The sequence below is a fragment of the Anabaena sp. FACHB-1391 genome (assembly GCF_014696755.1).
Classification (GTDB): domain Bacteria; phylum Cyanobacteriota; class Cyanobacteriia; order Cyanobacteriales; family Nostocaceae; genus Dolichospermum; species Dolichospermum planctonicum.
In genome coordinates, this window is the sequence record NZ_JACJQS010000008.1 from 104,827 (window position 1) to 125,422 (window position 20,596).

The 20,596-nt window shown below is 37.4% G+C and carries 17 protein-coding genes, 1 tRNA gene and 2 pseudogenes; 12 read left to right on the forward strand and 8 right to left on the reverse strand.

Annotated elements, in window-relative coordinates:
- The first annotated feature begins 235 nt into the window (after nucleotides 1-235).
- A pseudogene (locus H6F62_RS20850) lies at nucleotides 236-700 on the forward strand (HNH endonuclease family protein).
- Nucleotides 701-779: 79 nt separating this feature from the next.
- Here H6F62_RS20850 and H6F62_RS05925 read toward each other — a convergent pair.
- On the reverse strand, nucleotides 780-2,555 hold the full coding sequence (locus H6F62_RS05925; RefSeq protein WP_137909279.1) for an alkaline phosphatase: 1,776 nt from the start codon (nucleotides 2,553-2,555) through the stop codon (nucleotides 780-782).
- A gap of 79 nt (nucleotides 2,556-2,634) precedes the next feature.
- Here H6F62_RS05925 and psb28 point away from each other — a divergent pair, with 79 nt between their 5' ends.
- From psb28 to H6F62_RS05945, 4 genes are all read left to right on the forward strand, one after another.
- Nucleotides 2,635-2,970, forward strand: a complete 336-nt coding sequence (gene psb28, locus H6F62_RS05930; protein WP_137909290.1) for a photosystem II reaction center protein Psb28 — start codon at nucleotides 2,635-2,637, stop codon at nucleotides 2,968-2,970.
- A gap of 80 nt (nucleotides 2,971-3,050) precedes the next feature.
- Nucleotides 3,051-3,554, forward strand: coding sequence for a molybdenum cofactor biosynthesis protein B (locus tag H6F62_RS05935; protein ID WP_137909280.1), 504 nt, complete (start codon nucleotides 3,051-3,053; stop codon nucleotides 3,552-3,554).
- A 194-nt stretch (nucleotides 3,555-3,748) separates the two neighbouring features.
- Nucleotides 3,749-4,687 carry a DUF3365 domain-containing protein gene (locus H6F62_RS05940; RefSeq protein ID WP_190371559.1) on the forward strand — a complete coding sequence of 313 codons (939 nt, stop codon included), beginning with the start codon at nucleotides 3,749-3,751 and terminating at the stop codon, nucleotides 4,685-4,687.
- 86 nt (nucleotides 4,688-4,773) lie between these two features.
- Complete coding sequence (locus H6F62_RS05945) at nucleotides 4,774-6,423, forward strand: mechanosensitive ion channel domain-containing protein (protein WP_190371560.1); 1,650 nt, start codon at nucleotides 4,774-4,776, stop codon at nucleotides 6,421-6,423.
- 271 nt (nucleotides 6,424-6,694) lie between these two features.
- Here the strand turns inward: H6F62_RS05945 and mraY are convergent, their stop codons facing one another.
- Both mraY and H6F62_RS05955 read right to left on the reverse strand, forming a co-directional pair.
- A complete protein-coding gene (mraY, locus tag H6F62_RS05950; RefSeq protein ID WP_190371561.1) occupies nucleotides 6,695-7,795 on the reverse strand; it encodes a phospho-N-acetylmuramoyl-pentapeptide-transferase in 1,101 nt (366 codons plus the stop codon).
- Nucleotides 7,796-7,889: 94 nt separating this feature from the next.
- Nucleotides 7,890-8,129 carry a DUF3134 domain-containing protein gene (locus H6F62_RS05955; protein ID WP_028082645.1) on the reverse strand — a complete coding sequence of 80 codons (240 nt, stop codon included), beginning with the start codon at nucleotides 8,127-8,129 and terminating at the stop codon, nucleotides 7,890-7,892.
- 257 nt (nucleotides 8,130-8,386) lie between these two features.
- Between H6F62_RS05955 and H6F62_RS05960 the strand changes: the two genes are divergently transcribed.
- The 6 genes and pseudogenes from H6F62_RS05960 to H6F62_RS05985 form a co-directional block, all read left to right on the forward strand.
- Entirely contained in the window at nucleotides 8,387-8,977 is a 591-nt protein-coding gene (locus tag H6F62_RS05960; RefSeq protein WP_190371562.1) for a PAP/fibrillin family protein, read from the forward strand.
- Nucleotides 8,978-9,188: 211 nt separating this feature from the next.
- Entirely contained in the window at nucleotides 9,189-9,398 is a 210-nt protein-coding gene (locus H6F62_RS05965) for a photosystem I reaction center subunit IV (RefSeq protein ID WP_137909285.1), read from the forward strand.
- 275 nt (nucleotides 9,399-9,673) lie between these two features.
- The gene (locus tag H6F62_RS05970) at nucleotides 9,674-10,507 is read left to right on the forward strand and encodes a DNA-formamidopyrimidine glycosylase (RefSeq protein WP_137909286.1); all 834 of its coding nucleotides are present in this window, start codon (nucleotides 9,674-9,676) and stop codon (nucleotides 10,505-10,507) included.
- Nucleotides 10,508-10,803: 296 nt separating this feature from the next.
- Nucleotides 10,804-11,019 (forward strand): NAD(P)H-quinone oxidoreductase subunit O, encoded by a 216-nt coding sequence (locus H6F62_RS05975; RefSeq protein ID WP_028082649.1) that lies wholly within the window; start codon nucleotides 10,804-10,806, stop codon nucleotides 11,017-11,019.
- A 198-nt stretch (nucleotides 11,020-11,217) separates the two neighbouring features.
- Nucleotides 11,218-11,901 carry a hypothetical protein gene (locus H6F62_RS05980; RefSeq protein ID WP_190371563.1) on the forward strand — a complete coding sequence of 228 codons (684 nt, stop codon included), beginning with the start codon at nucleotides 11,218-11,220 and terminating at the stop codon, nucleotides 11,899-11,901.
- Nucleotides 11,902-13,976: 2,075 nt separating this feature from the next.
- Nucleotides 13,977-14,750, forward strand: a pseudogene (locus H6F62_RS05985) (DUF1802 domain-containing protein); the annotation flags it as partial.
- On the opposite strand, the gene H6F62_RS05990 reads toward H6F62_RS05985, so the two are convergent.
- From H6F62_RS05990 to tatC, 5 genes are all read right to left on the reverse strand, one after another.
- Nucleotides 14,747-15,202 (reverse strand): NADAR domain-containing protein, encoded by a 456-nt coding sequence (locus tag H6F62_RS05990; protein ID WP_190371564.1) that lies wholly within the window; start codon nucleotides 15,200-15,202, stop codon nucleotides 14,747-14,749. The pseudogene H6F62_RS05985 and the gene H6F62_RS05990 overlap by 4 nt on opposite strands.
- An 832-nt stretch (nucleotides 15,203-16,034) precedes the next feature.
- Nucleotides 16,035-16,106, reverse strand: a tRNA-Lys gene (locus H6F62_RS05995).
- A 62-nt stretch (nucleotides 16,107-16,168) separates the two neighbouring features.
- The gene (locus tag H6F62_RS06000) at nucleotides 16,169-17,038 is read right to left on the reverse strand and encodes an aldose epimerase (protein ID WP_137909556.1); all 870 of its coding nucleotides are present in this window, start codon (nucleotides 17,036-17,038) and stop codon (nucleotides 16,169-16,171) included.
- A gap of 142 nt (nucleotides 17,039-17,180) precedes the next feature.
- The gene (gene pdhA / locus H6F62_RS06005; protein ID WP_137909555.1) at nucleotides 17,181-18,218 is read right to left on the reverse strand and encodes a pyruvate dehydrogenase (acetyl-transferring) E1 component subunit alpha; all 1,038 of its coding nucleotides are present in this window, start codon (nucleotides 18,216-18,218) and stop codon (nucleotides 17,181-17,183) included.
- A 377-nt stretch (nucleotides 18,219-18,595) separates the two neighbouring features.
- A complete protein-coding gene (gene tatC, locus H6F62_RS06010; RefSeq protein WP_190371565.1) occupies nucleotides 18,596-19,390 on the reverse strand; it encodes a twin-arginine translocase subunit TatC in 795 nt (264 codons plus the stop codon).
- Between the two features lie 825 nt (nucleotides 19,391-20,215).
- Here tatC and H6F62_RS06015 point away from each other — a divergent pair.
- The gene (locus H6F62_RS06015; RefSeq protein ID WP_137909553.1) at nucleotides 20,216-20,419 is read left to right on the forward strand and encodes a hypothetical protein; all 204 of its coding nucleotides are present in this window, start codon (nucleotides 20,216-20,218) and stop codon (nucleotides 20,417-20,419) included.
- Nucleotides 20,420-20,596 lie beyond the last annotated feature (177 nt).

Here is a 20,596-nt window from a genome sequence, read left to right on the forward strand (position 1 = left end):
TCTAGAAGTTCTTTATATTTTTGTAACAAATTGTGAAGAATTATGCAAGCGATCCCTTGATTTAATCTACTAATGACTTAGAACAGGATAACTGATGGTTCTTATTTGGTTAATATCTTATTAATTTCACTATATATGTTAATAACACAGGTGTTGATATAATCAGTTATGTAATGTACATAAAAAACCATGAAGGCCACTGAAACCAACTTCCTCAAATTTCTAGAGGGTAAACATCAATTTATTATACTCATCTACCGATGAAGAGTTTCATAGACAATTCGTAATTAAAGACATTTACAACTTCCGTAGTTATAAGTATCTATTGCGTAAACTGGAAAATCATGGGCGGAAAGAGTTGGTAAATATACAGGAATATCAGGTTGAACATATAATGCCACCAAATCCCCATTTATCTCTAGAATGGCAGGAAGATTTATGAAAGAAATGGCCAGAAATTCAAGCCAAGTATCTGCACAATATTGGTAATTTAACTTTAACCAGATATAATGCTAAATTGAGAGATCGCTCATTTATAGATAAGCGAGATGAAAAGGATGGTAGATTTGCAGATAGTCCTCTACATTTAAATAGAGGCCCACAGCATCTGAAACAATGGAATGAAACAGAAATCAAAAACCAAGCAGCATCATTAGCAGAAATTGCTGTTAAAGTTTGGACTTTTCCATCTGTAAAATAAGTTTAAATAACTAACATCAACATTTAGCTGCGTTGGGTTGATAATCCGGGATCACTTGATATTATATTACCTTTTCTCCCTATTTCCTATTCCCTATTGCTTTTCGTTGAGTCTGATAAATGTGAATTTGGTCTACTAAACCCGCAATACCAGGAATATCATAACCATAAAGCCGAAAACCCTTACCCACAGAATTAGTTAAAACTTCTGAACCTTTACCTTGATAATACACAGGAACTGGACGATTCCCATGATTTCCCCAACCATATTTAATCTGGGGATTAGAACCCCAAAAATGACCCGCTTTTATAGAATCGGATTCAGCGGTTAAAGTTTCTGCACCTTTTTCTTTGAGTAATTCAGAAAAATTAGGATTTAAAGTGAGATAATGATCATGGTCAGCAGTGACAATCAGTAGATTATTTTCCCAACCACCATTATTTTTAATCCAGTCAATTGTCGTTTTCACAGCTTTGTCAAAATCCAACACTGTCCCAATCATATTATCTATATTATCATCATGGGCAGCCCAATCAATATCACCACCTTCTACCATTAACCAAAATCCATCTTGATCTTTCGATAAAACTGCTAAAGCAGCTTTAGTTAAATCATTGAGTGTGGGATTTTCATTAATTTCCTTCGCAATAAAAGATTTATCAGTTTCTCCAACCAGTAAAGGCCGAACTGTATCCGGGTTTTTTCCTTGAGAACTAAACAGGGAAAAAATACTCAAACCCGTATTACTATAATCTCCATTGGCCGTACTTACAGGCAGATTTCCCTCTTGTCCCCTAGCTCCATATAATCCTAACAGGCGATCGCCCATATTTGGATCTAATTTAGCCGCAGTCAGTGCTAATTTTTCAGCCGCATCTTTTCCCCGTTCTAAAAATGTGTAATGATAACGGTTTTGATTGGGGTTCTTACTCAACTCTGTATAAGTCGTTTTTGTGATATATTCAAATTTAGTCGGAGGTTCTACACCCGTAGGTAAAGGTTGACTATTAGCACCCGTAAGCGGATGACCACCACCTAAAATTACCGTTGGTTGATATATACGAAGTTCCTGCTGGAGAATATTATCTAAGGTCGGGTAATCACCATCATATTTATTCCGACGATTAACATTAGCTGCTGCTGCTCCCGGTGTAGCATGATCTACAGGAACAGAGGTAACAATTCCCGTAGATTTACCATAATTAGCCGCAGTTTTCAGAATAGTTTCTAAGGGTTTTTCCAAAATATCAACGGAAATAGCGTTATTATAGCTTTTTACTCCCGTGTACAAAGTAGTTGCTGTATTGGCCGAATCAGGATAACTATACTTAATATATTCGGGATCATTACCAGGTGTCCAAGGATTTATTCCCCCCCGTTGGGGATCATAACCCACCAAATTACCTACCGCATTGGGATGAAGATTTTTTTCTCCCCCAGATGGTGTATTTCCGGGATTAAATTTGGGTTGGAATTTAAACCCTGGTAAAATGGGACTAGCGCCTGTAATCGGATTAGAACCAGATAATGCGGAATTATTTGTGCTGAAAACCCCATTACCAGGGGCAATAGTAGTACCATAGGTGGTAGCGAGAGCATAATTATCCAGAGTTTGAAAACTTAGTCCTTCCCCCCGACCAGAATTGTAATTATATCCTTGCGCTATAGCCCCAGCACGAGCCATTTCCCAGCCCATACCGTCCCCAATCATCAGGATCACGTTTTTAGTTTTTGTGACAGGTGTAGCTGCTTGAGAATTGTTAATCAGGGTGATTAATATACCAGCTACAATGATCAATGCTACAGATAATAAACGGCGTTTATATCGAACTTGTGAACTAGATTTGATGACCATCGGTGAAATGCCTGCTATAAAATTGCTCTATGATGAGAGAATATTAAAAAATGCAATCAAAACTTTAGATTTACTTATCATGGCGAAAATTCAGTTTGCTAGAGGTATTGAGGAAACAGTAGTTCCAGATGTCCGCTTGACAAGAGCAAAGGTAGGTGATAGTAGTACAGCAACATTTACCTTCACAAATCCTGATATCTTGGCACAAGACGGTAAAATCGAACCTACTGGACTTTATTTAATTGACGAAGAAGGGGAAATCAAGATTAGTGCAGTTCAGGGTAAATTTGTCAACGGTAAACCAGAATCTTTAGAAGCAGTTTATGTTATGCAGTCTAAAGAAGAATGGGATCGGTTTATGCGGTTTATGAATCGTTATGCTGAAGAAAATGGACTAGGATTAAGCAAGTCTTAATTGTCAATTGTCAATTGTCAATTGTCATTAGTTGTCAATTGTCAATTGTCAATTGTCATTGGCTAAAGAGTAAAACACTTATGGAATTTCCACCACACGCAAGCTACAAAGAAATTTCTGTGAATTGTGCAGTTATTACCGTCAGTGATACCCGTTCCCCAGCTACAGATAAAAGTGGTCAATTAATTAAAGAACTACTTTTAGCTGACCATCACATTGTCGGATTGTATCAGATTATCAAAGATGAGTCAAGAGAAATTACAGCCCAGATGGAAGTTTTGGCTGAATATCCTTGTATCAGCGCTGTAATTTTTAATGGGGGAACGGGAATTGCTCCCAGAGACACCACTTATGATACCTTAGAAAAGTTATTAGAAAAAACTTTACCAGGATTTGGGGAACTATTTCGGTTTTTAAGTTATCAAGAAATTGGTTCACGGGCTATGGCTTCCCGCGCTGTTGCTGGTGTTTATCAAGGTAAAATCATCTTTTCTCTTCCTGGTTCTAGTAATGCTGTGCGACTGGCTATGGAAAAGTTGATCTTACCGGAATTGGTGCATTTGGTCAAACAGGTAAATGTTTAGAACAGGGAATAGGGAAACCCCAACTCCGCACCCCGCACTCCACCAAAAAACTTGTTCAGCAAACTCTGAAATGAACTTTTAAAACATATTCGTACTCCCCTTGACTTGTGAACGATTTTTCAGATAAAATCACACAGCATATAAACTTAGTTACTCAATACGTATTTAAAATTCAGATCAAATTTGTATTTTGTATGAAACAACTTCAAACAAGACTTACCCTGATTATATTTAGTATTTTCTTGGCAGGGTGGATTATTTGTGGGTGGTCAATTTGGTCACTAGAGTACAATGGTGCTAAAAAAGATGTTATCCGTACGGCCACATTGCTTTTAGATACAGCAGAGGTTGTTAGAGATTACACATTAACTAAAATTCAAACTCAATTTGCTCTGCTTACGCAAGATAAATCACCTCAGGATGTATCAAATTCAGCGGATAAAAATCAAGAATTACCTGATTTTAATAGAGTCACTGTTCCCTCCTATGCTGCTCAACAGATTTTGAATCAACTAGGGGAAAGGAAGGAAAACAAAGGGTATAGCTATAGAGAAAGTGCCATTAATCCAACAAACCGCAAAGATTTAGCGGTAGGGTGGGAGGTTGAAATAATTGAATATTTTGCCAAAAATCCTAATATCAAGGAAAAAATAGGTGAGCGACTGGATTTAATAAGCGGTCAAAAAACGCTTTATATGGCCAAACCAATTCAGATTACTAATTCCAGTTGTTTAGTTTGCCATAGTAAACCGGAAAATGCTCCTCCTTCTCTGATCAAAACCTATGGTAGTGAGAATGGTTTTGGCTGGAAGCTAAATGAAATTGTCGGCACAAGGATTATTTCAGTCCCCACAGTCGTTCAATATCACCAGGCTCAGGAGTCTGTTGGGTCCTATTTATTAGCGATCGCCAGCGTGTTTTTAGTAGCATACACCACAGTCCTTCTGATTATACAGAAATGGATTACCAAGCCTCTAGATACCATTACTCACCTACTGGAAGAAATTAGTCTGCATCAGTTAGAGAAGTCTCAACTCCCAGAAGATAAATCCAATTCATTAAACCCACTGAACAGAGCAATTAATCGTCTTTTAATCAGTCTCAATAAAGCCTTAGAAGCACCTAAAAAATAAATTTACATAGGTTACATTGTCCAACATGATTAACTGATTTTAAATCAGCCCTTGTTAAAGTTATTATTGGTGATTGTGGAGTCTATATGAAAAATTTTCTAGTTCTTTTCCAAGTTGCATTGACTGGATGTCTGTTATTTGCTTATGTTGTTGTTTTAAACAACCCCCAACAAGTTTTTCCCATAGTCTTATACGGCTTGAAAATTGCTGTATTGATCAGCATTAGCATGGTTATTGTTAATGCCGTTTCTTTCTTATTAATCAATTTTTGGTTAACTCGTAAAAAAAGAACGCGTCCATCAAGGTTATTGAAATTAATAATCTCAGTTTTCCTGTATCTGATCTGCATTTTTATTATTCTGCGTATTCTCGGTCAGGAAACGACAATGTTTTTCACTACTTCTGCTTTATTTACGGCAATTGTTGGTTTTGCAATGCAAGAACCTCTAGGAAATTTCCTTTCTGGCGTTTTTCTTCAGATTAACCAACCGTTTCAAATTGGCGATCAGATTCAATTTCAATTTCGGGGATCAAAAGAAGTTGTTGTAGAAGGAGTTGTGGAATCAATAGATTGGAATTCAACAGATATCCGTCTCAACTCTGGTGAAATTACTTACATTCCTAATGGGTTGATCGCTAAAGAATTGGTTAAGATGATCGACTCTGGTTCAGTCTGTCGAACAGTGGATTTTACAATTTCTGCCAAAGTTCCGCCGAATCAGGTGATGGATACTGCGTGTAAGGCAGTAATCAACCAACCTCTGCCAAACATTAATCTTGACAAACCCGTGTTTGTCAGAATGTGGTCTTATGGGCTAGAGGAAGTGAACTATAAATTGTTTTACTATCCCAAAAACTATAGTGAAGCCGAAAACCATACAGATCCAGAAATTCGCTGTCGGATTTGGTACACTCTGAGTCGTACTAGCATGGGAAGTGAGTATCAGTCCACCGAGAATGAACGTCTGTTGCAACTTGTTAGCAACATTGAATTTTTTAGAAATTTAACTGTCGAGGCTCAAAGCCTTCTGGTAGAACATTCTAAAACTTTGCTGTTTGATGCGGACGAATTGCTTGATTATCAACATCTTTTGTCCCCAGCAATGTTCCTGGTGGTAAGGGGTTGTGTGGCCATAGAACAAAAATTAGTCTCGAATTTAGAAACAGTTACCTTTAAACCCGTTAGTCGTCAACCTCAGAATCATAACCAGTCTAGCTACGCTCTCAAACCAATAGTAATTGAGCAAGTTGCCTCTGCGTTAGCTAAGTACATTGGTCCTGTTGCCTTCTCCCTGACCTACCAAACAGCTAAAGAAGTATCATCCCTTTATTGGCTGTATGCAAGTTTAGCTGCTGAGATTGAGAATATAGACCAGAGGCAGGAATTTCTCGGCTACCAACCAGATGCTCCGACAGAAAAATTCCTGATAGGAGATTTCTTTGGAGAGATGAATCTTTTCTTGGGAGAACCATTACCATCCATGAAAATTATCACAGTTGAAGATACGGAGATTCTTGCCCTTACCCCTGCCGCAGTTGCAAATGCCCTTCATCATGACGGGATCTCTATCAATACAATGAGCCAATATATTGCTCAATATCACCACAATTACTTAAGTGGAACACTACAGGAAGTTTCCTCCAGGATTTTAAATCAGAATGGGATTTCAGAGCAAATGCAGGAACACTTGGAACCCTATTTTCGCCGTTTATTAAACCCATTAGTAACAAGTTAAAGAAAAATTGGTTTTGTCAATTCCCTACGGTCTAGTTATAAAACTCTTATTTGATTTTTGAACCTTGAGTTGTAGTAGGCTTTACTTGTTACAGCAGCTTAGTGATTAGACGTAAGTAGCAAATATTTTGTTTCTATCTGGCAAAATATCCAAATAGTCCTACTTACGTCCCGGACAGAACCCTCAATCTCAAAATAAAAACAACTGCCAAATTTGGAGGTTTTGAATTTGTTTTCCTGGTTTTCCTGAAAAATCTGATGATTAAATCTGGTTATTTTATGCTGATAATACAAACAAAAGCGAGAACAGCAGCAATCATATAAAAAACTGCCACTACTTGTAATTCTGACCAACCAGTTAATTCTAAATGATGATGTAAAGGAGCCATTTTAAATAATCGCTTACCCTTACCGTCTGGTCCTTTGGTCGCTTTATAATAACTGACTTGAGCCATTACAGAAAGGGTTTCTACAAAGAAAATCCCACTCAGGATAAACAGTGCTACTAAAGAATTTGTCACAAGTGCGACAGCGGCTAAAGCCCCACCCAGGGCTAAAGAACCAGTATCACCCATGAAAACACTAGCTGGGTTGCGGTTATAGGCTAGAAATCCTAAGCAGCTACCACTGACAGCAGCACAAAAAACCATCAAGTCGGGAGCAGTTGGAGCAATGATCACACCTAATGCAAAAATAGCGATCGCTACTGTTCCGGCTGCTAAACCATCCACACCATCTGTTAAATTAGTAGCATTGCTCTCCGCGACTAAGACAAAACCCGCTAGAGGCCAAAACAATAGTCCTAAAGGTAAAGATAAACCCGCCCAAGGCAAATGGATATTAGTTATGCTAAAATCACCTTTAAGCATCAGCCAGAAACAAAACAGCGCCCCAAAGATAACTTGTAAAGCCAACTTCGTCTTAGGAGATATGCCTTTATTTGATTTACGTCGCAAAATTTGCCAGTCGTCTAACCAGCCAATTAAACCGTAACTCAGAGTTAACGCACAAACCGCAACTACATCTTGAGAAAAGTTAGATAGTATACAAGCAACTACCACAGCTACAGGTATAAAAAATATACCCCCCATCGTGGGAGTTCCTGCCTTTTTTAAATGTGCTTGAGGTCCATCTTCCCGGATAATTTGCCCGGTTTTTAGTGCTTGTAAAATAGGTATTACCCTCTGGCCAAGCACACCCACAATTAGAGCAGACAAGAAAAGAGGCAAGGTTAAGGAGGTAGGATACCAGGGATTCCTCTGCCCCACCCAATCCAAAATCAAGGAAGTTGTAGTTAGTAACATTGTTAGCATTGAGGCTAACCTAATTCCCGAAAAATTCAAACCTTGGTTAGGAGATAATTTAGCGTCCACAAAAAAAATCCTTCACTCCACACTTAAAAAACCTAAATCAAACAATATTGCCAATATTTTGATTTTGGGTCGCTAGTTCCCAAAATACTCACACCTAATCTTCCTCGATAGTTATATCATCGTCGTCATCGTAATCAATATCACCAATTCCGTCGTCTGCGATCAGAAAATCGGATATTACTTCTACATCTTCGCGGGAGTCTGTTTCATGGACTTCACGGGCTATCAGTCGGCCACTTAGTCGCAACCAGTCCAACATTGAGGATTCCTGTTTGACGGGAATAACCGCTGCTCGTTGGTTTCTGGGCGCTTCACGGAGGGGAGAATCTAACATATCAACAAACACACCTAAGGGTTTATTTAACTAGACATTAACAGTCTATCATTTGATACGAGTTATTTTATCCTTCATTCAACTCTTTAATTGCTTGATCCGAATTAAACAAAATTTTTATCCTTTCGGTGGGGTTATTCACTTAATTACGGAATAGTAGCTAAAAAGTCCAGATTTTAGAGTTGTATCTTTATAAATAGAGGATATTTATATCTCCTTGATACTGTTTAATTATGTATACTCTTGAGGTAAAAACAATGATAGGCAAGTCAAATCTCATAGATGTAATTGCGGGAACAAATCGCGGTTTATTAGTCAATGCAGCACAACAACAAGCTATTTTAGCAGCGATCGCTAACTTAGAAGATTTTAATCCTACACCACGTCCCTTAGCAGCTAGTAATTTACTAGAAGGCAACTGGCGACTACTATACACCACAAGCAAGGCTTTATTAAACATAGATCGTCTGCCATTTTATCAACTCGGTCAGATTTACCAATGTATTCGGGTAGAAACTAACAGTGTTTATAACATAGCTGAGATTTACGGTATTCCTGCCTTAGAGGGATTAGTCAGCGTTGTTGCTAAATTTGTACCAGTATCACAATCTCGTCTACAGGTTAAATTCCAGCGTTCTATCATTGGTTTACAGCGTTTAATTGGCTATACAACACCAGGAAACTTTATCCAACAAATTGAATCTGGACATTTTCAAAATAAACTAGCTTTTGATTTTCCCATTCAAAGTCAACAACAACAAGGTTGGTTAGATATCACTTATCTAGATGATGATCTCCGTATTGCCAGAGGGAACGAAGGTAGCGTTTTTGTATTAAGTAAGACATAAAACATTTTGCCAGAAGTGTTCGCCAATGAACTTACCCTATTATGCCTACTATGTCAAGAGGTTATTGACCAGATTAACAACTCATTACCCATCAAAAGCGACCAATTTGACAAATAACTTAACAAAACCCAAGGACACGCCTCTGTTGTTGTAGAGTGAGAACAATCAGCCCTAATTTACGGCATTCATTCTTCAAAAGGGAAGATACATCATGGTTCAACGTGGTTCTAAAGTCCGTATTCTCCGTCCTGAGTCCTACTGGTTTCAGGAAGTTGGTACAGTCGCTTCTATTGAAAAAAGCGCCATCAAATACCCTGTAATTGTCAGATTTGACAAAGTTAACTACTCTGATGTTAGTACTAACAACTTTGCTGTAGATGAATTAATCGAAGTAGCACCACCCGCTGCTAAAGCAAAGTAAACAGCCAACCGACAGGGATTTGATTAAAAGTAGCCTACGCTAACAATTAATCATATCACCAGGACTTACGCAGAGTGTCAATGATAGTCTTCATGGTGTGGCCATAAACCCCATTCTCGCGGTAATTCATCAATTAATTACCGCTACTCTCTTTGTGTTTTGCGTAAGTCCTGATTTGACTAGATTTTGGGCAGATGTTATCACTCAAATCTAGTGAAATCTTTTATCTATTAAGTACTGAATTATACATTTTTTTTAAAATATTATTGACTTTCATGCCTGAATTGCCCGAAGTTGAAACAGTCTGCCGAGGTTTAAATCAATTCACCCTGAATCGAGAAATTACGGGTGGAAATGTCTTGCTAGAACGCACTATCGCCTATCCATTTCCTGCTAATGAGTTTATTGATAAAATTAAAGGCACTAACATAACTACCTGGCATCGTCGAGGCAAATATCTTATCGCTCAACTTAGTCCCCATTCTTTCTTAGGTGTTCATTTGCGAATGACTGGTCAATTATTATGGGTAGAGCAAAATCAACCTTTACATAAACATACCAGAGTCCGCTTATTTTTGGGCGAAAGTCATGAATTGCGCTTTGTTGACCAGCGCACTTTCGGGAAAATGTGGTATGTTCCTGATCAGATGGCTGTAGAAAGCATTATTACAGGTTTAGCCAAATTAGCTCTTGACCCCTTTGACCCAGAATTTACAGCAGAGTATTTTGCCAGTAAATTAAAAAAATCCCGTCGTCCTATTAAAACCGGATTATTAGATCAGTCGGTGGTGGCAGGATTAGGTAATATTTATGCTGATGAAGCTTTATTTAAAAGTGGTATTTTACCGACAACCCTTGGTATAGAATTACAAATTCCCCAAATTGAACTGTTGCGAATTGCCATTATTGAGGTTTTATCAGCTAGTATTGCTGTAGGAGGGACGACTTTTAGTAATTTTCTCAGCGTTCAAGGCGTTAACGGTAATTATGGCGGTGCAGCTTGGGTTTATAATCGGGCTGGCAAACCTTGTAAAATTTGTAGTAACATCATAGAGCGAATTAAATTAGGTGGTCGTTCTAGCCATTTTTGTTCTCATTGTCAAAAATAATCATGTTTTGCACCAAGACCCAAAGACTTCCCCAAAATTTGCAAATAAATAAAAAATAAAACCGCGAAAAAAGAGAATTAGGGGGTTGACAATGCCTTTGAAATCTGTTATGGTATAGTAGACGAGGAAGAACTACGATATTATAATTTAATATATAATAATATATAATAACTTGCCGCCCAGCGGTTGACTTGAAAATCAGCGGTTATTTGTTTTAGTGAAAGAAATTAGCCTTGGGTTAGAGTTACAAGATAAAATTTGCAGTGAAGGCGTTTATTTTGGAACGAAGGTAACTTATGGCTGTGAAAAAAGGGAATATGGTTCGCGCTATTCGGGAAAAGTTGGAAAATAGTCTGGAAGCTAAAGCTAGTGATTCCCGCTTTCCTAGTTATTTATTTGAGACTCAAGGGGAAGTTGTTGATATCAAGGGTGACTATGCTTTGGTTAAGTTTGGACGAGTACCAACGCCAAATATTTGGTTAAAATTAGAACAGTTGGAAGAGTTCGTTTAATCACTCTCAAGTCCCCTCCAGATCCCCGACTTCTTCAAGAGGTCGGGGATATAATTACGTATATTTGCGGTTTATTTTTGTTTTCATAATTTTCAGCGATATGTGACGAATATTGAGAAAATTAACGATATTTTAGCTGTGGTTGCATAAAAAACACAATCCTTATTATAATAATTCAGTCATTTAACACACATCATCATGAGTTCAAAGAATAAGGATTTACAGGGGAGTTACGCTAAAACTCGCTTACTGCTTGCATTGTGGGAATTAGGAGCAAATGAACAGAAGGTAGCTAAGGGTAAATTAGGCAAGCGGGTGGTGTCTAAGGGTCAGAAAATAACCGACTATCAAGGTATTTTAGAGGATTTGCAAGAGCAGGGAGCTATTACTATCCTTAAAAAAGGATCGGCAATTAGTTATACTCTGAATTCACCAATAGGTTTAGATGTGTTAGGCGCTGGTTTGCGTAGTGATGAGTTTGAGTTTGAATCAGGTAAGACTATAGGGACTTGGGTAGCTAATGCGTTATTGCGGTGGTTTCGTCAGTTTGGTGAGGTTGTAAACAAGACCGTCGTATTAGATAATGGGGTTAAGGTTGAGGTAATTGGTTCTTATGAAGAGTTTAAATTAGAGATTCTTGATTTATTTGACAAGCTAGATAAAAGCTATAGTCATGCTGGGTTAGTTCCTATTTGGCAAATACGCAAAGAGGTAGGAAATCGGTTACAACGTGATCAATTTAATACTTGGATCATGGATATGCAAGCAGAGCAATTATTATATCTCCAAAGTGGAGAAGCACGAGGGGCAACCGAAGAACAGAAACAAGACTCTATTAATAGTGAAATAAGAGGTCTTTTATTCTTCGCTAGTAAACCTTGATAAAAGTAAAGTAGAGAAAAATTATGTCAAACACAGATAAATATGCCTTATTTGACAAAGCACGTAAAAAATCTGCAAATCCTTTTCGACTGAAATCAGTAATAACAGCTAATGAAGTCTGGGGTGATGTTATTACTGATTTACCTGAACTAAATCAACATATTGACGAAAGAATATTTGATGCAATTTCTGAGGTACGTAAAAAGTATTCTAGCAAAATTGGAATTGCAATTAAAGGTGATAGAGGTACTGGCAAAAGTCATGTTATCCATAGATTATGGAGAAAAATAACACAAGAGGGAGGTTCTGTTTTTGCCTATATTGGTCCTTGTGCTAATCCTCAACGAATTAACTCGCACGTGCGTTTGTACTTATCTGAGAGTTTCACTCATCAAGATAGTCTAGGCATTACCCAATGGCAAAAATTAGCAGCAGCCGCAATTAATACTTTAAAAGGAACAGAGTTTGAGGATAAATATCGCCCATATATTGAAAAATGTAATTCACCCAATGAATTAAAAACTTACATTAATGCTACGCAATCTAAAAATGTACTGCTGGATTTTTTTGATGGATTAATTGAGGCAATATTAGAAAATGAACCTAGTATTGATTTTGATTTTTTGAGAGCAATATTATTTTTGCTTTTAAAACCCTCTAAAAATGCTCAAATTGCGTTAGCTTGGATTAAAGGTGAGGATAATTCAGAGATTAAAACAATAGGATTACCAGAATTTTCACTTGATATACAAGAAGATAAATCTATCTGGATGATACAGCAAATTTGCAAATTAGCCGAAGTAGCATCATTACCAGTGGTAATTTGTTTTGATCAACTTGATAGTGCTGGTACTAATAATGATTCTGGAGATAGTCCTGCTCAAAGTATTGCAAAATGTATCGATCAAATTTACTTTCAATGTAGTAATGTAATTCTTATTTGCTGCGTTATTAGTGACACATGGAGAGAAATTGAACAAATGGGAAGTGGTATCCCAGATAGAGTTGGACAAAGATCAGTTAAAGCCCAACCACCTACTACTGAACAGACTATAGAATTGGTTAAACTCAGACTAGATTGGTTTTATAAAAATAATAATCTCAACTCTGAAGATTATCCTCATTTATATCCCTTTGAAGAAAGTAAAATCAAACATATTGCTAGTGAATCTGCTGGTGCGCGTTCTCTGATGACATGGTGTGCTGATGAATTTGAAAAAGTAATATCACCAGAAGATGAAGATGAAGATGAGAAGAAGAAGAAAACTTTTTTGGAGAAGTACGATGAGTTAATTAAACAAATTCAGATACCCATGAAAGATGATGATCAATTAGCAGCAATAATTTTCTGTGCTATGACTATGATTCCTAATGGTGGTACAGAAAATGTAGTAATTCAAGAAGTTAAAAAAATTGCTGATGCAACACATGATTTACATTTTATTATCTCTGGTTATGACTGCTTGAATATATGCGAGGTAAAAATTGGGGTAAGAATATGTGAAACAACAAATGGTAAAACATTTAATGCTGTAATGACGAGATTAGTAAACTACGATAAATACGGACTTACTCGTGGTTGTTTAATCCGTTCTACTGATGTTCCGAGAAGTTGGAAAATTGGATATGCGCTAAAAGAAAAACTGGAAAAAGAACAGGGAGGTGAAGTAGTGGTTTTGAAAAAAAATGATATTAAACCTCTAGTAGCGATTCAGAAAATTTATGAACAATCTGAAGACTATGGATTTACTAAAGAAGAAGTAAAACAATTTGTGAAAGATTTAAGTCTTGCTGCTGATAATCTATTAATTTGTGAAATTTTAAGTGCAAGTGCAGGTTATGAACCTAAACCTTATACTCATGAGCATTTAATGGGAACAGGGAACTTCCTAAGGTTCGTGAAAATGGGACTACCAATCTCACTCTATCAACCGACAAATTCATTAGACATCTTCGTAAAAGAATCTGAAACCCCTAACCTGTCTAGTCCAAAACCTAATTTCCCGAAAAAAAGTTATGACGTTGTTATTTGTAATCCTCCATATGCTATGCCAAAATTAGATCAAAGTTTAGATTGGATAAAAACCATTGCAGCATTAGGAGATAGAAGTATAGAATTAGAAGAGAAAAAAAATAATTATCAAGCGGGTACAGACTTTGAAAATATCTCTCGTCAAAGTTTAGAATTTTTAGGATTTAATGTAGAAAATGCTTATAAAGGAGGTGCGGGAGGTTTAGATTTATATTGTTCTCAACCTTATCCTTTAGTGTGCGAATGTAAAGCAGGTAAAAGTATTCCAGATCTTGCTGTAGAACAATTAGATAGAATTGGTAAAAGACATCTTCAAGAAAATTATCTTCAAGCTGTGCGGTTAATTATTGGACCTGGTAAACCTACTAAATATCTGAAAGAATCTGCTCAAATCTCTAAAGTCAGTATTATCAAAGCTATGACATTACAAAGATTAGTTGAATTAAAAGCAAAACATCCAGGTTCAATAGATTTATTGAATTTAAAGCCATATTTAGAAAAAGAACCATTTGGAGAAGCATCTAATGATAAAATTAATGAATATATAGATAAAATAGAAAAAGAGATAAAATTGCGATCGCATATTATCCAACTCGTCAAAAGACATCTAGAAAAAACAGGTGCTAAAGATGCTCAAGTTGGTAATCTTTGTATAGCATATCTTTATGATCATCCACCACAAAACCTAGAAGACAGAGAATTATATGATATTCTCATAGAACTATCATCACCATTAACAGGATATTTGGGAAGAATTAAAGAAGATGATTGGAAAAAAGATCGCTTTTATTATCTCCGGGATTTACCAATTAATTAAAAATAACTAATTCTCCGTATTTCCCCACGTACACTCATCAGAATTTTACCGAGGTAATTTTCCCCAGTACCATCAGCACCACAGCCCCAAAAATAGTCTATAGGTGAATCCTCTATTAAGATATTATCACCTGTTAATAACAATATCTCCCTAATATCAGCATGAGTCATAAACTTTTGTAGTACCCCAACCCGCATAACTTGAGTTTTTACCAATTCCCAATCTAGACGCAGACAACGAGAATCACAACGCCCTAAAGCAGCAGCTTGTTCAGGAGTAGCAGCAGCGTGAATTAAAGGTATAATTGGAGCATCTGGACTACCAACAAACTTTTGTGCTTGATAATAATGTTCAACAGTTGGCCAGTAAGTACCTTCGATATTAATACCGTGAGCGGAAAAATTAGAAAAACAGCCATAGGGGTCGGAAACCTTATAAAAGTAAATAGTCATGGGAAAAATTCTCTTTTATACTAAATTAGCAAAATTAGCCATGATCAAAATAAATAATCGGAAATAATAGGTATAGATACTGGGAATTTTCAACATTTAATAAAAATCAAATAATAATCAGAATATTTTTCTCAACTACCCAAATTTTTAAAGAAGTCGGACATCTCCAACCTACCAGCTATAATACAGCAGTTTCCGATATTATGAAGTACAGATATTAATAATAAAACTCTTGTGGTGCGGGCATCTTGCCCGCACAAGGTGTACCTCACTCAAAGCTACTTGCTGTATATAGAAACAGTGCTATAAAAACATCTAAACCAGATTTTGAATTAGCAATAAATAGTCGTAATTATTTTATAACTTACCTACAAGTTAAGGAATAATCAACCATAAAGAAACTTTCACCGCAACTGTTCCCCAAGGATAGAATTTGATTCCGTCAAATAAGACGACATTGAAGATATTGAATTTATTGGTCAATCTTTTCGCATTTCCTGTTAATAAATTAATCAAAGCTGAAGAATGTTATTCTCAATTTAGTAACTGTAAAAATGTTACTAAGTTTTTAGACTTATCTAAGAGGATGTTTTAAAAGTGGTATTCCGTATCATCACATTTTTACCCCCCTTAGTCCCCCCTTACCAAAGGGGGAAACCGGAAAATCCAGTTCCCTTCCCTTAACAAGGGGAAGGTTAGGGAGGGGTCAAAAATATTTGATACATCAATCATGACTTTTCAAACACCCTCTAAATCACTTTTCCGCAATTCCTCTCACCTGATGTCTATTAATCACAGTACAACCAATGAAATTATACTTTAACCTAAAAAATGGGTCGCCCGGGATTCGAACCCGGAACTAATCGGTTAAAAGCCGAGTACTCTACCGTTGAGTTAGCGACCCTTTTGCTGTTTTTCCAACTTTATCAATATACCATAAACAGCCATGGTTTTGTCAAGGGGTTTCTAGAAAAAATTTGCTGTTAGTTGGAAAGCAGCAGTACAACTAGCTCCTGGTGCTAAAACAGTCAAGTTATCACCCGTGTTAAAAGCATTGCGGGTGGCGCTCCAAGGCTCTAGACAATAGAAGTCTTTACCCTTCACAGTCCAAAACACCAACCAGGTGGTAAAATCATCATAATCGAGGGTGAGCTTGAATTTGCGACTATGATCTGTAACAGCGGCAGATTTAGCGGTTAGTCCACCAAAAGCAAAATCAATTTCATCTTGACTAAAGTCAAATTTGCCATTAAAAGCGTGAAATTCCTTGGTTTTGTTGTCTTGATATTCTCCAGAGGGAAGTTCCACCTCTAGCTGATTTTTGTCCCCACAGAGAAAATAAGGGTGGAAACCAGCGGAAAATGGCATGAGTGTAGATGACAGATTTTTATATTCCTGACGGACTGCTAAAGTATTACCTTGGAGTTCGTAGGTAAAAGCCAATTGAAAATCAAAAGGATAAACGGCCTTTGTTTCTTCATTGCTATTGAGAACTACGGTAACACTGGCTTTGTTTTCTGTATTTTGCTCCGTTGCTGTCCAAGGCAATTCCCGCGCAAAACCATGTTGTTTAATATTATACGGTTTACCATCAACATTATAAGTATTATCAGGTAAATTACCGCAAAGAGGAAACAAAATGGGATTACCACCTCTAACGCTCAAATCAGGATGAGTAAAGCGTTCAGCGTCCATATAGAAAATTTCTTGACCTTGAACCAGCCAACTAGTAATGATACCGCCTCTTTCTGGGACAACTTCTATTTGTGTACCAGCGGTTTTATCTGACAAGATGTAAGTTTTGTATTGTCTTTGTTGAATGTCAATGGTAAACATGATTTTATTTGGTTAGTTGACAGTTGATAGTTCCAATTACCCATTACCCATTACCTATTACCCATTACCTATTACCCATTACCCATTACCAATTACCAATTACCCATTACCAATTACCCATTACCAGTCCCCACTCCCTAATTTATTCGTCTTCAGCAAAAATGAAGCGATATAACTCGCTAGGGTCAGGTTCGGGGCTACTTTCAGCAAATTTAACCGCTTCCTCAATAATACCCTGAATTTTCCTCTCAATATCTTTGAGTTCTGCTTCCGTGGCTAGATTTTGTTCCAGCAAATAACCAGCTAACTTTTTAATGGGGTCACGAGCAAACCAAAATTCTTTTTCTTCCTTACTGCGGAGTTCGTCGGGGTCTGCCAGAGAGTGACCTCGGAAGCGATAGGTCATGGCTTCGATTAAAGTTGGACCTTCACCAGCACGAGCGCGGGCTACGGCTTCTTGAGCAACCTGACGGACTGCTAAAACGTCCATTCCGTCCACTTCCACACCCATCATGTTAAACACACTGGCTTTCTTGTAAATTTCTGGTTGGGAAGTTGCCCGTTCGTGAGCCATACCAATTGCCCACTTATTATTTTCTACCACAAAGAGAATTGGCAATTTCCATAAAGCTGCCATATTCAACGTCTCGAAAAATTGACCATTGTTAGCAGCACCGTCACCAAAAAAGCAAGCAGTTACTTGGTCTGCGGTTTTGTCTCCTAGAACTTCCCGACGGTATTTGGACTGGAAAGCCGCACCAGCAGCCACAGGAATACCTTCAGCGACGAAAGCATAACCCCCTAATAACCGGTGTTGGGCAGAAAACATATGCATAGAACCACCGCGCCCTTTACTGCAACCTGTGGCTTTACCGAATAATTCCGCCATAACTTCTCGTGCAGGTACTCCAGCACTTAAAGCATGAACGTGGTCACGGTAGGTACTGGAAACGAAATCTTCACCAGGACGCATTGCTCCTTTGATGATGCCACTACAAACCGCCTCTTGTCCATTGTATAGGTGGACAAAACCAAACATTTTTCCTCTATAATACATTTCGGCACATTTATCTTCAAATAAACGCCCTAATGTCATATCTTCGTATAAGCCCAATCCTTCTTCCTTGGTGATTTGGACTGTGGCGTTATTAAATGTGGGTAATACGCGCTCTTGAATCATGCTTGTGAAGTATTCCTATTGTAAAACAAACAAGTTAAGTTTGTCTTTGATTACGTTAGCGATAAATTAGCCAGCGTTGACAAAATTAAATTAATTAATTGATCAAAACCTATTTTATAGGGTAACAATCAGGATAACTGGCTTTCTGCATAGCGATTAACAATTAACGTGATTTTATAACCTAAGTTACTACTTAAAAAACACCTGTCAACTGTCCCCTGTCCCCGTGGCGTAGCAACTGTCACCTGTCAACTGTCCCCTGTCCCCTGTCCCCTGTCCCCTGTCCCCTGTCCCCTGTCCCCTGTCCCCTGTCCCCTGTCAACTGTCCCCTGTCCCCTGTCCCCTGTCCCCTGTCAACTGTCCCCTGTCAACTTGAATTATTTCCCCGTGAGTTTGACTAGTCCAATACCACCAAAGTATAGCCCTAAAACTGCACCTGCTAAAAGACTTTGGGTTAAAGGATCTGTAGAAGGTGTTAAAATCGCTCCTAAAACCACTGATACCATAATTACATAACGCCAGCCTTTTAACATGATTTGTGAAGAAACAATTCCCAAGGAAGCCAGCAATAATTGAATAACTGGAACTTGGAACGCTAGTCCGGTAGTGAATAATAATAACAGCACAAATTCAAAATACTTGTCAATTGACCAAAGTTGCTCCACAACCTCAGCACCATAGTTAATGAAGAATTGCAAAGCAGCAGGGATGAGGGCAATATACGCAAATACTAATCCCACTAAAAATAGCACGCTTGACCCTAGCACTACAGGAATGACTAAACGACGTTCCCGCACTGTCAGTCCAGGCAGCACAAATTGGATGATTTGATAGAGAATAAAGGGTGTAGTTAAGATTAAACCACCATAAGCGGCGACTTTCATGGAGACAAAGAAAAATTCTCCCGGTGCTAATTGCAGAAATTTAACGCCGTGAGCAGGAACTTCTAGTAATTGAACCAGGGGTTTGACTCCGATAAAACAACCGACAATACCGACTACCACAACTATGAGGGAATAGAAAATTCTTTGTCGCAACTCCTCTAAGTGGTCAAAAATTGACATTTCTACTTCCCCCGGTAACTCATCTAAGGGGTTAATAGCTGGTTCTCTCGATCCTTCTGGGTTGAAGTCCGGGGAATTTATAGTATCTACGTCTTGTGAAGAGGTCATGAGTAAGAAATGAAAGGAAACATTTGTGAGGCAATATTCGTTAACTATTTTGACACTCTTATTATAAATAGGCTCAAAAACTCTTGAAGTTGTCGTTAACTCAGGAAAATCACTCTATTGATTTTATTAATTTTTAGTATCATTTGCATATTTATTTTTATTTTCCCATTTTTAACTTTATGAAATTAGAGTATTAATTATTGCAAATGCTATTGAGCAGATCGCTAAATTAATACTACCGAATTAATCAGTATTAATTGCAGATAAAATCTCATTCCCTAATTTATTAAATGGCTGTATAGCTTATTTTAGATAGGTATTTAGTGCTTATATACATATAAGCTATAAAGACGAGAGAAATCAAAGAGTATATTTTTTACAGTATTTTATATGTTGACGCATAATATTCATATTTGTTTCTTGTAAAAAAACTTTTTTTTATCCGGGTTTTACTCATCAGATTTGCATAAGTATAAAGAACGTTATCTTGTGGCTAAATTCACTTTACCGGGGGGTAAGAGTAAATTTAGCAGTTACGGATCTGATTTTGATCTGTGAATGAATGAAAACAACGACTTGTTGATCTCAATTGCGGAGAAATCAAAGATATAGCAGGGGTAAAACCCAGTAAAAATCTAGATTTACTCCCTTGAATCAACAGGAATAGACTAATGCACCTGAAAATTGCACCATTTCTAGTATCGAATTAGACACTAGAGACAGGATTCCTTTGGCAATTTTGAGAATTATTAGTTCGTGTACAGGTTTTCACGCTCCTGATGACGTTGCTGATTACACAATCATCAATGGAAATTCAATCTCTATATGAAGAACATAATTGGTTTAGGACTAATGGTATTGTCGGTCTATCTATACAATGCCAATGCTTGTTTTGCAGGTAACAAGCTATCCGTAGACAATACTCAACTAACCAGCGAAAATAATACTCAATTACGGCTAGTGGCAAATCCGTCTGACAGAAGTGAGCAAACAGGAGATTGTATCCGTAAAGGTCAATGCAAGGATTAACATCATCTTGCACCTGACGAATAAAGGGGTAAATTATCAGAAAATCAGCGATAAGACTACCTGATTTTTATGGGTTCTTATCGCTAAATCAAGGTTTTGGTATGGTAAAATATTATCTGGTGTCATGAAATTAGATTAATTTTTATTAGTGGAAGATGGGAAGTTTAGGCGTGTTGC